This is a genomic window from Klebsiella sp. I138 (genome assembly GCF_051131765.1).
In the GTDB taxonomy this organism is placed as follows: Bacteria; Pseudomonadota; Gammaproteobacteria; order Enterobacterales; family Enterobacteriaceae; genus Klebsiella.
Genome location: NZ_CP180447.1, coordinates 2,571,274 through 2,584,443 on the forward strand (window position 1 = coordinate 2,571,274; position 13,170 = coordinate 2,584,443).

Here is a 13,170-nt window from a genome sequence, read left to right on the forward strand (position 1 = left end):
CATCCACACTCATTTCGCCCTTCGGGGCTATTTTTTTCACGAAAAATGCACACGTGTGCAAAAAAAGGAGAATAAGCATGAAGCCTCTGGAATCAGATGCGCTACAGGCCCGCTACCGCTTAGCCTGCGAGCTGGCACAAGCCGGAGCAGAGCTGGCTTTCGAGTACTATCAACAGCGCGACCGGCTTGCGGTGGATCACAAAGGCAACGACCTGCAGGACGTGGTTAGCATTGCCGATAAGCAGGTCGAGGATTTTGTGAAACAGCGCATTATCAGCGCCTTTCCACAAGATGGTTTTCTCGGCGAGGAAAGCGGCACGCAGATGCCGGACGCCCGCGTGCTGTGGGTTGTCGACCCTATCGACGGCACCAGCTGTTTTCTTAACGGCCTGCACACCTGGTGCCTCTCACTGGCTATCGTCGCCGACGGCGAGCCGGTTATCGGCGTGGTGTACGACCCCAACCATCGCGAGCTGTTTCATGCCCTGAAAGGCCAGGGTGCATGGCTCAACGATACTCCCATCACGCCGCATCCGGCTGCAACGGTCAAAGAGGGGGTGATGGGTGTCGGGACCTCGCACCGCGTAACACCAGCGGTCTTTCTGCCCTTTCTCAATGCGCTGCTGAGCGACGGCGGCATGTTTATCCGCAACGGTTCCGGAGCACTGATGAGCGCCTGGGCAGCAGCGGGAAGGCTAATCGGCTACTACGAACCGCATATGAACCCGTGGGATGCCCTTCCCGGGCTGGTGCTGATGCGCGAAGCAGGCGGCGAGACCAATGATTTTCTGGCCGCAGACGGTATCACCAACGGCAACCCGCTGCTGCTGGCCAGCAAAGCGCTCTACCCGCAGTTTAAAAAAATGATTCAGCAACCTTTACCTTAACCCGCACAGGGTCAGGCTTTATCTGATTATGTACTCTACACAGATACGATAAATACCCTCATGGACGAAGCACAATAATCAGTCAGGCCTCCGACCTTCGGAGATAACATCATGTCTGGATTTTTTGCTTTTTTTCGCGCCGCGCCGCCCAAAGCCGCCGCGCAGTTCAGCGAGCCGCATTTTCGTTGGGTTCGCTGGCAGACCTTTCTGGCAATGACCATCGCCTACGTCACTTTCTACGTCTGCCGGCTGTCATTTACCGTAGCGAAAAGCGCGCTCGTTGAACTGGGTATTTCACCAACCGAGCTGGGCATGATCGGCTCTGCGCTGTTTTTCAGCTACGCCATCGGCAAGCTGGTCAATGGCTTCATTGCCGATCATGCCAACGTGGTTCGTTATATGAGTCTCGGCCTGCTGCTGAGCGCCGGAATGAACCTGATGATGGGGATGACCACCAATGCCCTGCTGCTGGCTGTTTTCTGGGGCATCAACGGCTGGGCACAGTCGATGGGAGTCGGTCCTTGTGCGGTCTCGCTGGCCCGCTGGTACGGTTATAAAGAGCGCGGAACCTTTTATGGTATCTGGTCTACAGCGCATAACATCGGCGAGGCACTCACCTACATCGTGATCGCCGCCGTCATTGCGGGCTTTGGCTGGCAAATGGGCTATTTGTCGACGGCCGCGCTCGGTGCCGCCGGCGTGGTGCTGATGCTGGTATTTATGCGTGACTCTCCACAAAGCTGCGGTTTCCCCCCCATCAGTCTCATCCGTGACGAGCCGCAGCAGGAAGAGTCCAGCGGTTCCGTTTTCAAAAACCAACTGCTCGCCATGCGCAACCCCGCACTGTGGACCCTGGCACTGGCATCGGCCTTTATGTATATCGATCGGTACGCGGTAAATTCATGGGGAATATTTTTCCTCCAGCAGGAAAAAGCCTACACCACCGTTGAAGCCTCGGGGATCATTGGCGTAAACGCCATTGCCGGGATTGCCGGGACCATCGTTGCCGGGATGCTCTCTGACCGCTTTTTCCCCCGAAACCGTAGCGTGATGGCCGGCGTCATTAGCCTGTTGAACACCGCCGGCTTCGCGCTCATGCTCTGGTCTCCCCACCGCTACTCTACCGATATTCTGTCGATGATCATTTTCGGCGCAACCATTGGAGCCCTGACTTGCTTCCTCGGCGGACTGATTGCCGTCGATATCTCCTCGCGCAAAGCCGCAGGCGCCGCGTTGGGTACGATCGGGATCGCCAGCTACGCCGGCGCAGGGCTGGGGGAATTTCTGACCAGGATAATCATTGATAAAACCGCGATCATCGAAAACGGTAAAACGCTCTATAACTTCAGCACATTATCGCAGTTTTGGGTCGCGGCCGGCCTGGCATCAGCCCTGTTCTGCTTCATGACCGCAGCCATTGTTGCCAGGCGCCATGCGACGGAACGTCAAACGTCTCTATCCTCATAATCCATTAATTTATAACACTTCACTAATAAGGAAGACCCTATGATGCCTGCACGACATCAGGTATTGCTGCGCCTGTTCATTGCCTGCGCGCTGCCTTTGCTGGCAACACCAGCCTCAGCGGCCACGCAGTATCAGCTGGAAAAAGTCGTTGAACTCAGCCGACACGGTATTCGCCCGCCAACGCCCGGCAATCGTGACGCTATTGAAGCCGCCACCCGGCGACCATGGACAGCATGGAGCACCCACGACGGCGAGTTAACCGGCCACGGCTATGCGGCCGTGGTCAACAAAGGTCATGCTGAGGGCGACGGCTATCGTAAGTCCGCCATTCTGACCGCTGGCTGCCCGTCCGCCGGAGACATTTATGTTCGCGCCAGCCCGCTGCAACGCACGCGGGCCACTGCCGAGGCCTACGTTGACGGTGCCTTTCCCGGCTGCGGCATAGCGATTCATTACATCAGCGGCGATGCCGACCCGCTGTTTCAGACCGATAAATTTGCTGCCACACGAACCGATCCCGGTCAGGAACTGAATGCTGTGAAAGCGAAAGCCGGGGATCTGGCGCTGCGTCAGCAAACGCTGGCACCGGTGATTCAGCAGCTAAAAAACGCGGTTTGCGCGCCCGATAAGCCTTGCCCGGCATTCGACCAGCCGTGGCAGGTTGAACAAAGCAAAAGCGGGAAAGTCTCCGTAACCGGGCTGAACGTCATGGCCAATATGGTTGAAACGCTGCGCCTGGGCTGGAGTGAAAACCTGCCGCTCAGCCAGCTGGCGTGGGGGAACATCACCCGCTCCAGCCAGATAACCGCCCTGTTGCCGCTGTTGACGGAGAACTACGATCTGAGCAACGACGTGTTTTATACCGCCCAAAAACGCGGCTCGATTCTGCTCAACGCCATGCTTGAGGGGGTAAAAGAAGGCGCAACGCCGAATGTACGCTGGCTGTTGCTGGTGGCACACGATACCAATATCGCGATGGTACGTACGCTAATGGATTTTAGCTGGCAGCTACCGGGGTACAGCCGGGGCAATATCCCGCCAGGTAGCAGCCTGGTACTGGAACGCTGGCGTGATACCCGCAGCGATAAACGCTACCTGCGCGTCTACTTCCAAGCGCAAAGTCTGGACGATTTACGCCGTCTGCAAACCCCGGACAGCCAGCATCCGATGCTGCGCCAGGAGTGGCGTCAGCCGGGCTGTCAGGCGACGGTCGTCGGCACGCTGTGCCCTTATCAGGCGGCACTGACGACGCTCGGCCGGCATATCGATCCGCAGTCCGCTCCGGCGGTAAAAATGGTTCTGCCGTAAGATAAACGCGAAGCTATGGAGGTAGCTTCGCGTTTTAGCTCAGGCCTGTTCTGGCGCAAACGCCCCGCTCACCACCTGATCCGGCGTCACCACGCCGCTATCCAGCACCCAGCCGCTAATTAACGCCGCCGGTGTGACATCAAACGCCGGATTATACACCGACGCATTCTCCGGCGCCCACTGCACGGCGCCAAAGCTGCCCGCCACGCCGGTTACTTCCGCCGCCGCCCGCTGTTCGATTGGTATCGCTTCGCCGTTCGGGCAACGGCTATCGAGCGTGGTTTGCGGGGCCGCAACATAGAAAGGAATACCGTGAAACTTCGCCAGCACTGCCAGGGAGTAGGTGCCAATTTTATTCGCCACATCCCCGTTGGCAGCAATGCGGTCCGCGCCCACCCACACCGCATCCACCAGCCCTTTCGCCATCAGACTGGCAGCCATCGAATCGGTAATCAGCTGATAAGGCACCCCCAGCTCACCCAACTCCCATGCGGTCAGACGGCCCCCCTGCAGCAACGGGCGCGTCTCATCGACCCAGACGTTTTCTACCAGCCCGCGCTGATGGGCCAGCGCAATCACCCCCAGCGCCGTTCCCACGCCCGCCGTCGCCAGCCCGCCGGTATTGCAGTGGGTGAGAAGACGACTGCCAGGCTTCACCAGCGCGCTGCCGGTTTCGGCAATCCTTGCACACAGCTGTTTATCTTCAGCAATCAGGCGCAGCGCTTCATCTTCCAGCGCCTGGATATAGTTTTCCTGCGCCAGCGCCAGCTTCATGCGGTCGAGATTATTCATCAGGTTTACCGCCGTTGGCCGCGCGGCGCGCAGCGTTTCCAGCGCCTGAGCAAGCTCATTCTGGCTGAGGCCGCGCCCGGCCAGCAGCGCCAGCAGCAGGCTGGCCGACAGGCCGATTAACGGTGCGCCGCGCACCCGCAGTGCGTGAATATGGTCCACCAGCAACGAAACGTTATCCGCCGCCAGCCAGCGTTTTTCCTGCGGCAATGCCTGCTGATCAAGAATAAAAAGCTGATTTTCGCTGACTCGCAGGCTGGTGGTCTGTAGTGTCTGCATATCGTTAAATCCCTGTTGCGTTGTTGTATCACATTGTGTCAGGATGAATTCCAGAAGTATAGACGTCTGAACGGCTTAATCAGAACTTTTGAGGATCGAGGCAATGTCGCAATACCATACCTTCACCCCAGGCGATGCCGTGGCATACGCACAACAATTTGGCGGCATCGATAATCCGTCGGAACTGGTGTCCGCGCAGGAAGTGGGGGACGGTAACCTCAACCTGGTCTTTAAGATTTATGACACCCACGGCGTGAGTCGCGTTGTTGTTAAGCAGGCCCTGCCCTACGTTCGTTGCGTGGGAGAATCCTGGCCGCTGACCCTTGACCGCGCCCGTCTGGAAGCACAAACCCTGGTTGCGCACTATCAGCACTGCCCGCAGCACACGGTGAAAATTCACCACTTTGACCCAGAACTGGCGGTGATGGTGATGGAAGATCTCTCCGATCATCGTATCTGGCGCGGCGAGTTAATCCATAACGTTTACTATCCGCAGGCCGCGCGTCAGCTGGGGGAATACCTGGCCCAGGCGCTGTTTCACACCAGCGATTTCTACCTCCATCCGCATGAGAAAAAAGCCCAGGTCGCCCGGTTTATTAACCCGGAAATGTGCGAAATCACCGAGGACCTGTTTTTCAACGACCCGTACCAGGTCCACGAACGCAATAACTACCCGGCCGAGCTGGAAGCCGAGGTCGCCGCCCTGCGCGACGATGCTCAGCTCAAGCTGGCGGTCGCGTCGCTGAAACATCGCTTCTTCTCGCACGCCGAAGCGCTGTTGCACGGGGATATTCACAGCGGTTCCATTTTTGTTGCCGAGAACAGTTTTAAAGCCATCGACGCAGAATTCGGTTATTTCGGCCCGGCAGGCTTTGATATCGGTACCGCTATTGGCAACCTGCTGCTGAACTATTGCGGCCTGCCAGGGCATTTGGGGATTCGCGATGCGGCCGCAGCGCGCGAACAGCGTCTGCACGATATTACTCAGCTGTGGAGCACGTTTGCTGAACGTTTCCAGTCTCTGGCAACGGAGAAAGCACGCGATGCGGCGCTGGCTTACCCCGGCTACGCTTCCGAGTACCTGAAAAAAGTCTGGCACGATGCGATTGGCTTCTGCGGCACCGAGCTGATTCGCCGCAGCATCGGCCTGTCGCACGTCGCCGATATAGAGACGATTCAGGATGAGGCCATGCGCCACGAATGCCAGCGTCATGCCATCACGCTGGGTAAAGCGCTGATTGTGATTGCCGATCGTATCGACAGCGTCGACGATCTGATCGCCCGCATTCGCCAGTACAGCTAAGTGCAGCCTGTAAGCCGGGTAGCGGCCCGGCATACGGCCAGATTTTTGTAGGCCGGGTAAGCGCAGCGCCACCCGGCAACAACCTACCCCAGATATTCGATAACCGACAGGCCGCCGTTATAGTCGGTGCTGTAGATAATTCCCTGAGCATCAACAAACACATCGCAGGACTGAATCACCTGCGGACGGCCCGGGCGCGTATCCATCATTCTCGCCGGCGCGGCAGGCACCAGGGCGCCGGTTTCCACCGGCCGGTATGGGTCGGAGATATCGTAGGCCCGCACGCCCGCATTCTGATAAGTGGCGAAAATCAGCGTTGAACTGATAAAGCTACCGGGGCGGTTTTCATGCAGGTTGTGTGGCCCAAAATGGGCCCCTTTCGCGACATAATCCGTCTCCTGCGGCTGCGGGAACGTGGAGATACTCACCGGGTTAGCCGGCTCGCGGATATCAAACAGCCAGATCAGCTTCTCGCCATCCTGCTGGTTATCGAGCACCGCTTCATCCAGTACCACCAGCAAATCGCGATCCGGCAGCGGCAGCGCCGTATGGGTCCCGCCGCCAAATGGCGGACTCCAGTTACGATGGCTAATCAGCTTCGGCTGAGTTCGGTCCTTCACATCAAGCAGCGTCAGGCCGCCGTCGCGCCAGCTGCCGTAAGCGGTGTCCCCGGCGATAATGGCGTGATGCAGCGCATAGCGCTTACCCTGCGGCCAGTCCGCCGTCTCTCCCGCCGCCTGATGCATCCCCGGCAGCCACCAGCGCCCGGCCACTTCCGGTTTCCGCGGATCGGTCAGATCGATGGTCAGGAAGATATAGTCGCTAAAGCCGTCGATCAGCGCAGAAACGTAGGCCCAGCGTCCGCCAACGTACCAGATCCGATGAATGCCGATACCGTTCAGCGACAGAAAGCCGATCTCGCGCGGCTGTTCCGGGTGGGAAATATCAAATACGCGCAGCCCGGCGCTCCAGCCGCCATCCTGCACATCGCTCACCGTCTCCCCCACCGAACGGGTGTAATACATCTTCTCGTCGGCAAAACGGGTATCGGCAAACAGATCCCGGGCATTAATGACCAGCAGTAGATCATCATGGGCCTGCAAATGCACATTCCAGGTTCCCGGCGGCGCGGCAATGTAGTTTACCGCTTTCGGATGGGCCGGATCGCGGACGTCCACTACCGAAAACCCCTGCGACACCATATGGCCGATATAGGCGAAACCACGGTGTACCATGAGCTGAACGCCGTCCGGGCGTCCTCCTTGATCGCTATGCCCAATCAGCCGCATATTGCGGCTGTAGTCGGGGCGCGGGAGTGCCGTCGCCATACCTGCTCCTTATTTGTGTTTCGCTTCCAGCGTGGCGAACCACGGAGCGATAAAGTCTTCGGTCTGACCCCAGCCCGGAATGATTTTACCCAACGAGGCCACGTTGACCGCCCCAGGCTGCGCTGCCAGCAGCGCCTGCGGAATAGCCGCCGCTTTGAAATCATAAGTTGCAGGCGTTGGCTCACCGGCTATTTTATTGGCGATCAAACGTACGTTGGTTGCCCCGATAAGCTTCGGATCCACCGCCACGCTCACTTTCCACGGGCTGCCTGATTCGCGCATCAGCTGCAGGTCCTGGTTAGAAATATCAATGCTGTACAGTTTGATTTCGGTGCGCCCGTTCTCCTTCAGCGCTTTATATGCCCCCTGGCTGAATGCATCCCAGGTTCCCCAAATCGCATCGATCTTGCCTTTCGGGTATTTAGCCAGGATCGCACCAACCTTATTGGCGGTGTCGCCCTGCACGTCGGAAGAGACGGCGCCGATCGACTCCAGCTCCTTAATCCCCGGGTTTTGCTTGAGCAGGGTCTGGTAAGCCGCCTGGCGGCGCTCCATCGGTGGGAAGCCGGCCACCCACAGTTTGATAATATTGGCTTTACCGTTGAAATCTTTCACCAGTTGGCCAAAAGAGAGGTCGGTCAGCGAGGCGTCATCCTGCTGAGTCACGGTGACACCCGGGATGTCACCGCTGACGGCGGTATCGAACACGGCCACTTTAATGCCGGCATCTACCGCTTTTTTCACCAGCGCGGTCGAATACGGATCGCGTCCCTGGGAGAGAATAATGCCATCGTATTTTTGGCTAATTGCCTGGTTAACGAAGTCCTGGAATTTGGCGTCATCCCCGTTACTGAGGAAAGTACTGATTTTGAAACCGAGTTTTTTCCCTTCCTGAATAGCCCCGGCAACAAACTGGGTCGTGTTATCGTCAGAACCGAGGTTGCGGATCACCGCAATGCGAATCGGGCCGCTATGTTCGGCAATCGCCGCCGGAACTGGCGTCGGGGTTTCAGCAAAGGCCGCCGCAGAGTTGAATAACCCCAATGCGATGAGTGAAAGCGTTATCTTTTTCATGGTGTTTACCCTGTAAAATTTTATGTGCGACGCTGAAAGTAAGTCAGTGCCAACGCGCCAGCCAGCACCAGCCCTTTAATAATGTCCATCGCGTAGTACGGTACCGACAGCATCACCAGACCGTTGGAGAGCACGCCAAGAATCACCGCCCCCACCAACGTACCCAGCGCGTTCGGTTTGCCGGAACCCGCCAGTGAAAACCCAATCCACGCCGCCGCTACCGCATCCATCAGATAGCCGCTACCGGCGTTAACTTGCGAAGAGCCGATACGCGAGGCCAGCAAAATGCCGCCCAGCCCGGCCAGTAAAGAGGCAATCACGTAGGCCGCCACTTTATAGCGGGTGATACGCAGGCCGGAGAGCCGTGCGGCCTCAGGGTTGCCGCCAATGGCGTACATTCTGCGCCCGTGGGTCGTGAAGGAGAGCGCCAACTGGGCAATCACGGTCACCACCAGCATAACTATCACGATGGTCGGTACCTGCCCCAGCAAACCGAAGGCTGCCGGAATGACCCCCTCGGCCATATCGCCGCTCGGCAATACCATGTTCTCAGTGATCGAACCGCCGTAGCTGTAGGTCATCGCCACGCCCTGAATCACAAACAGACTGGCAAGGGTGGCGAGCATGTCTGGAATGCGCAGGACAACAATCAAGAAAGCGTTGAACAGCCCCACCAGCGTACAAAGCGCAAGCGTGACCAGAATCGCCTCCGTGGTGCCAAAGCCGTGCCAGACAAACAGCGAAACCACCAGCGCGTTGGCCAGCGAGGCCGTCGACCCGACCGACAGATCAAAGCCGCCAATGGTCAACGAAATGGAGACGCCGATGGCAATCACCGTCACAATGGCAATCGAGCGCAAAATGTTGATGATGTTGAACGGGTCGAGGAAATTGTCCGAGGCGAGGCCAAAAACGGCAATCAGCAGCACCACGGTCAGCAACATGCCCCATTTATAAAGAAAATCAAAAAATCGCTGACGGCCCGATACCGTCGCATTAACTGTCAGGGCCTTGCTCACGCTGCTGCTCCTCCGGTGGAGTAATAAAGAAGTGTCTCTTCCCGGGCGTCAGCGCCCGGGATTTCTGCGACGATACGGCCGTCCCACAATACGCAAATACGGTCACACAAACCCACCAGCTCAGAGAATTCGCCCGAGGCATAGATAATCCCTTTCCCCTCGCGAGCCAGCCCGTCGATCAGGGTGAACAGGTCGGTCCTGGCTTTCACATCGACGCCCTTTGTCGGTTCGTCGAATATCAATACGTTGGCGTTACCGCGCAGCCATTTGCCGATCGCCACTTTCTGCTGGTTACCGCCGGAAAGCCGACGCAGAGTCTGGGCCGGGCCGGTGGTACGGATCCCAATACGGGCTATGACCTCTTCCGCCCAGCGCCACGCCTGGCGATGACCGAACAGGCTCCAGCGTGAAAAGCTGTTATCGGCGCTGACCGCCAGGTTCATGCCAATCGGTTCTTCGATAAAAATGCCCTCTTTACGCCGCTCTTCCGGCACCAGCGCCAGCCCGCGCATCACGGAATCCGCCGGGTCGCGAGGCCGCCACGGCTGGCTGTTCAGCTCCCCGCGCGTCAGACGGCTTTTGCTGGCGCCAAACAGCGCTTTACACAGCTCGGTTTTACCGGCCCCGGCCAGGCCGGCGATGCCAAGGATTTCCCCTTTGCGCAGCCGCAGCGAAATATCCTGCAGCAGCCCTTCATCGTGCAGACCGTCAACCTGTAGCAAAATCTCTTCAGCGTGCGGCGGGCGCTTCGGTGGGAAAATATCGCTCAGCTCATGACCCAGCATCTTCTCCACGATCTGCTCGCCGCTCAACTCAGTCATGGGGCTGCTTTCAATCAGCTTCCCGTCGCGCAATACCGTCAGGGTGTCGCAGATAGCCTTCAGCTCATGAATACGGTGGGAGATAAACACCACGCCAATCCCCTGCTGCTGCAGGCGACGAACCACCGTAAACAGGCGCTCACTTTCATGCTGATCCAGCGGCGCGGTGGGTTCATCAAGAATTAAAAAACGGCAATGGTGTGACAGCGCGCGGGCCAACAAAATCTGCTGTTTCTCCGCCAGGGTGCAGCTATCGATAGAGCGACGCACATCGAGCGTGATATCCAACTGGGCCAGCGCCTCGCGCGCCTGGTCGCGCACGGTGTGCCAGCTAAAACGCAGCCCCGGATCCGCCAGGCGGTCCAGCATAATATTTTCCGCAATGGTCAGGCCCGGCACCAGCGCCACATCCACCTCTTGTTGCACCAGATGAATGCCCAGCAGCTTCGCATCCCGTGGGGAACGAATGCTCACCGGCTGGTTATTGATAACAATCTCACCCTCGTAATGGGCGTGCGTACCGCACAGCACCGCCATCAGCGTCGACTTCCCCGCGCCGTTGGCACCGGTCAGCGCATGCACCGATCCTCCCCGCAGGGTGAAAGCGACATTGCTGAGCGCCCTGAAGCCCGAAAAGGCCAGGTTAATGTTGTTCATCTCAAGACGATTCACTGCCATCTCCCGGGACCTTTACGATTAATATTCTGATTTAACGAATTTTTCACAGCCGCCATTGACTGACAACTGCGTAAAAGGCATAAGATAAAACGAAATATTATTAGCCATCCGGATGTCCAGACTTAACATCAGGTTAGCGAAACGAGATAAGGACAGCGTTCATGAGCAACAGCGATATCCGCGTAGTACCCGGCCCGGCTAACTATTTTTCCCATACCGGCAGCCTTGCCCGCCTGCACGATTTTTACAACGATGAGCAGCTTTCCCGCGCCATGTGGATCTACGGCGAGCGAGCCATCGCCGGTGCCCGGCCCTTTCTGCCGGAGGCGTTCCACGCCGTCGGCGCTAAAAAAGTGCTGTTTACCGGGCACTGTAGCGAAAGCGACGTCACCCAGCTGGCGACAGAAGCCGGAGATGACCGTGCCGTGGTGATCGGCGTCGGCGGCGGCGCGCTGCTGGATACCGCCAAAGCCGTGGCCCGGCGGCTGGGGCTTCCGTTTGTCGCCATCCCGACCATCGCCGCCACCTGCGCAGCGTGGACTCCGCTGTCGGTGTGGTACAACGACGCCGGGCAGGCGCTGCATTTTGAAATCTTCGATGACGCCAATTTCCTGGTGCTGGTGGAGCCGCAAATTATCCTTAATGCTCCGGCGGAATATCTGCTGGCAGGGATCGGCGATACGCTGGCGAAATGGTATGAAGCCGTCGTGCTGGCGCCGCAACCAGAAACGCTGCCGCTAACCGTGCGGCTGGGGATTAACGGCGCGCTGGCCATTCGTGACGTACTGCTACGAAGCAGCGAAACCGCGCTGGCCGACCAGCAGCGCGGCGAACTGTCGCAGGCGTTTCGCGATGTGACGGATGCCATTATCGCCGGCGGAGGGATGGTCGGCGGCTTAGGTGAGCGCTATACCCGCGTCGCCGCCGCACACGCGGTGCATAACGGTCTGACGGTCCTGCCGCAGACCGAAAAGTTTCTTCATGGCACCAAGGTCGCCTACGGCATTCTGGTGCAAAGCGCCCTGCTGGGTCAGGACGAGGTATTGGCCCAGCTAGTCAACGCCTACCAGCGTTTCAACCTGCCCACTACGCTGGCGGAACTTGACGTCGATATCCACAACCGGACCGAGTTGGATCGGGTGATTGCCCATACCCTGCGCCCGGTGGAATCGATTCATTTTCTGCCGGTTGAACTGACGCCCCAGAGCCTGGCCGCCGCCTTTGAGAAAGTGGAAAACTTCCGCCGACAGGTGCATTGACGCGCTGGAATCTCGCTCTATACCTAATGATGGTTCTCCCACTCATTGTACGAGGTCATCATGCAGATCGATTTAACGGGTAAAAAGGCGTTGGTTACCGGGGCCAGTCGTGGAATTGGCCGTGCCATTGCGCTGTCGCTGGCCCAGGCGGGTGCCGATGTGGTTATCACCTATGAAAAGTCCGCCGATAAGGCGCAGGCGGTTGCCGACGAGATCGCCGCGCTCGGACGCCACGGCGCGGCAATTCAGGCCGACAGCGCGAATGCGCAGGCGATTCAGCAGGCCGTCACGCGGACGGTGGAGACTCTTGGCGGGCTGGATATTTTGGTGAATAACGCCGGGATCGCACGCGGTGGTCCGCTGGAATCACTGTCGCTGGAAGATATCGATGCGCTGATCAACGTCAATATCCGCGGCGTGGTGGTCGCCATCCAGGCGGCGCTGCCGCATCTGCCCGATGGCGGACGCATAATTAATATTGGCAGCTGTCTTGCCAACCGCGTCTCCTCACCGGGCATTGCGGTCTATGCGATGACCAAATCTGCGCTCAATTCGCTGACCCGTGGCCTGGCCCGCGATCTCGGACCGCGCGGTATTACCGTCAATCTGGTCCATCCGGGCCCGACCGACAGCGATATGAACCCGGCGGACGGTGAACAGGCCGAGTCGCAGCGTCAGCTGATTGCGTTAGGGAAGTATGGCCAGGCAGAAGATGTGGCTGCCGCGGTGACCTTTCTGGCCAGCCCGGCTGCCGGACAAATATCCGGTACCGGTCTGGATGTCGATGGGGGACTTAACGCCTGAGAAGGCGACTAAAAGTCTATCCCAGTAGGCGTATATGTTGCAGCCAGTTTGGCCACGGACAGCGCGGAACCACCAGAGCGTACACGCAGTTCGTGAGGATGGTGAGCACTGCCCTGGGTCAAAATGGCAAATAAAATAGCCTAATGGAATAGGC

General features: G+C 58.4%; 11 protein-coding genes. 6 read left to right on the forward strand and 5 right to left on the reverse strand.

The window, feature by feature from the left end:
• The first annotated feature begins 77 nt into the window (after positions 1-77).
• From ACMYSK_RS12035 to ACMYSK_RS12045, 3 genes are all read left to right on the forward strand, one after another.
• The gene (locus ACMYSK_RS12035; protein ID WP_434643349.1) at positions 78-887 is read left to right on the forward strand and encodes an inositol monophosphatase family protein; all 810 of its coding nucleotides are present in this window, start codon (positions 78-80) and stop codon (positions 885-887) included.
• A gap of 111 nt (positions 888-998) precedes the next feature.
• A complete protein-coding gene (locus ACMYSK_RS12040; protein WP_434643352.1) occupies positions 999-2,354 on the forward strand; it encodes an MFS transporter in 1,356 nt (451 codons plus the stop codon).
• Positions 2,355-2,393: 39 nt separating this feature from the next.
• Entirely contained in the window at positions 2,394-3,662 is a 1,269-nt protein-coding gene (locus ACMYSK_RS12045) for a histidine-type phosphatase (RefSeq protein ID WP_434643355.1), read from the forward strand.
• A gap of 39 nt (positions 3,663-3,701) precedes the next feature.
• On the opposite strand, the gene mtnA is transcribed toward ACMYSK_RS12045, so the two are convergent.
• A complete protein-coding gene (gene mtnA, locus ACMYSK_RS12050; RefSeq protein WP_434643357.1) occupies positions 3,702-4,730 on the reverse strand; it encodes an S-methyl-5-thioribose-1-phosphate isomerase in 1,029 nt (342 codons plus the stop codon).
• A 103-nt stretch (positions 4,731-4,833) separates the two neighbouring features.
• Between mtnA and mtnK the strand changes: the two genes are divergently transcribed.
• Positions 4,834-6,033 carry an S-methyl-5-thioribose kinase gene (mtnK, locus tag ACMYSK_RS12055; protein WP_434643359.1) on the forward strand — a complete coding sequence of 400 codons (1,200 nt, stop codon included), beginning with the start codon at positions 4,834-4,836 and terminating at the stop codon, positions 6,031-6,033.
• A gap of 83 nt (positions 6,034-6,116) precedes the next feature.
• Here mtnK and ACMYSK_RS12060 read toward each other — a convergent pair whose 3' ends face one another.
• Genes ACMYSK_RS12060 through ACMYSK_RS12075 form a run of 4 tightly spaced genes read right to left on the reverse strand, consistent with a single transcriptional unit; the run spans position 6,117 to position 10,953 of the window.
• The gene (locus ACMYSK_RS12060) at positions 6,117-7,361 is read right to left on the reverse strand and encodes an LVIVD repeat-containing protein (protein ID WP_434643362.1); all 1,245 of its coding nucleotides are present in this window, start codon (positions 7,359-7,361) and stop codon (positions 6,117-6,119) included.
• A 9-nt stretch (positions 7,362-7,370) separates the two neighbouring features.
• Positions 7,371-8,435: a sugar ABC transporter substrate-binding protein gene (locus ACMYSK_RS12065; protein ID WP_434643365.1), complete on the reverse strand. Its 1,065-nt coding sequence runs from the start codon at positions 8,433-8,435 to the stop codon at positions 7,371-7,373.
• A 20-nt stretch (positions 8,436-8,455) separates the two neighbouring features.
• The gene (locus ACMYSK_RS12070; protein ID WP_434643368.1) at positions 8,456-9,454 is read right to left on the reverse strand and encodes an ABC transporter permease; all 999 of its coding nucleotides are present in this window, start codon (positions 9,452-9,454) and stop codon (positions 8,456-8,458) included.
• Entirely contained in the window at positions 9,451-10,953 is a 1,503-nt protein-coding gene (locus ACMYSK_RS12075; RefSeq protein WP_434643371.1) for a sugar ABC transporter ATP-binding protein, read from the reverse strand. The genes ACMYSK_RS12070 and ACMYSK_RS12075 overlap by 4 nt, the downstream gene beginning before the upstream one ends.
• 161 nt (positions 10,954-11,114) lie before the next feature.
• Here ACMYSK_RS12075 and ACMYSK_RS12080 point away from each other — a divergent pair, with 161 nt between their 5' ends.
• Together ACMYSK_RS12080 and ACMYSK_RS12085 are read left to right on the forward strand one after the other, a co-directional pair.
• On the forward strand, positions 11,115-12,212 hold the full coding sequence (locus ACMYSK_RS12080; RefSeq protein ID WP_434643374.1) for an oxidoreductase: 1,098 nt from the start codon (positions 11,115-11,117) through the stop codon (positions 12,210-12,212).
• A gap of 60 nt (positions 12,213-12,272) precedes the next feature.
• The gene (locus ACMYSK_RS12085) at positions 12,273-13,016 is read left to right on the forward strand and encodes an SDR family NAD(P)-dependent oxidoreductase (RefSeq protein WP_434643377.1); all 744 of its coding nucleotides are present in this window, start codon (positions 12,273-12,275) and stop codon (positions 13,014-13,016) included.
• Positions 13,017-13,170: the final 154 nt, after the last annotated feature.

Coding starts and splice junctions, on each gene's coding strand:
- ACMYSK_RS12035 (WP_434643349.1), top strand. CDS start 78: ATGAAGCCTCTGGAATCAGATGCGCTACAGGCCCGCTACCGCTTAGCC.
- ACMYSK_RS12040 (WP_434643352.1), top strand. CDS start 999: ATGTCTGGATTTTTTGCTTTTTTTCGCGCCGCGCCGCCCAAAGCCGCC.
- ACMYSK_RS12045 (WP_434643355.1), top strand. CDS start 2,394: ATGATGCCTGCACGACATCAGGTATTGCTGCGCCTGTTCATTGCCTGC.
- mtnA (WP_434643357.1), bottom strand. CDS start 4,730: ATGCAGACACTACAGACCACCAGCCTGCGAGTCAGCGAAAATCAGCTT.
- mtnK (WP_434643359.1), top strand. CDS start 4,834: ATGTCGCAATACCATACCTTCACCCCAGGCGATGCCGTGGCATACGCA.
- ACMYSK_RS12060 (WP_434643362.1), bottom strand. CDS start 7,361: ATGGCGACGGCACTCCCGCGCCCCGACTACAGCCGCAATATGCGGCTG.
- ACMYSK_RS12065 (WP_434643365.1), bottom strand. CDS start 8,435: ATGAAAAAGATAACGCTTTCACTCATCGCATTGGGGTTATTCAACTCT.
- ACMYSK_RS12075 (WP_434643371.1), bottom strand. CDS start 10,953: ATGGCAGTGAATCGTCTTGAGATGAACAACATTAACCTGGCCTTTTCG.
- ACMYSK_RS12080 (WP_434643374.1), top strand. CDS start 11,115: ATGAGCAACAGCGATATCCGCGTAGTACCCGGCCCGGCTAACTATTTT.
- ACMYSK_RS12085 (WP_434643377.1), top strand. CDS start 12,273: ATGCAGATCGATTTAACGGGTAAAAAGGCGTTGGTTACCGGGGCCAGT.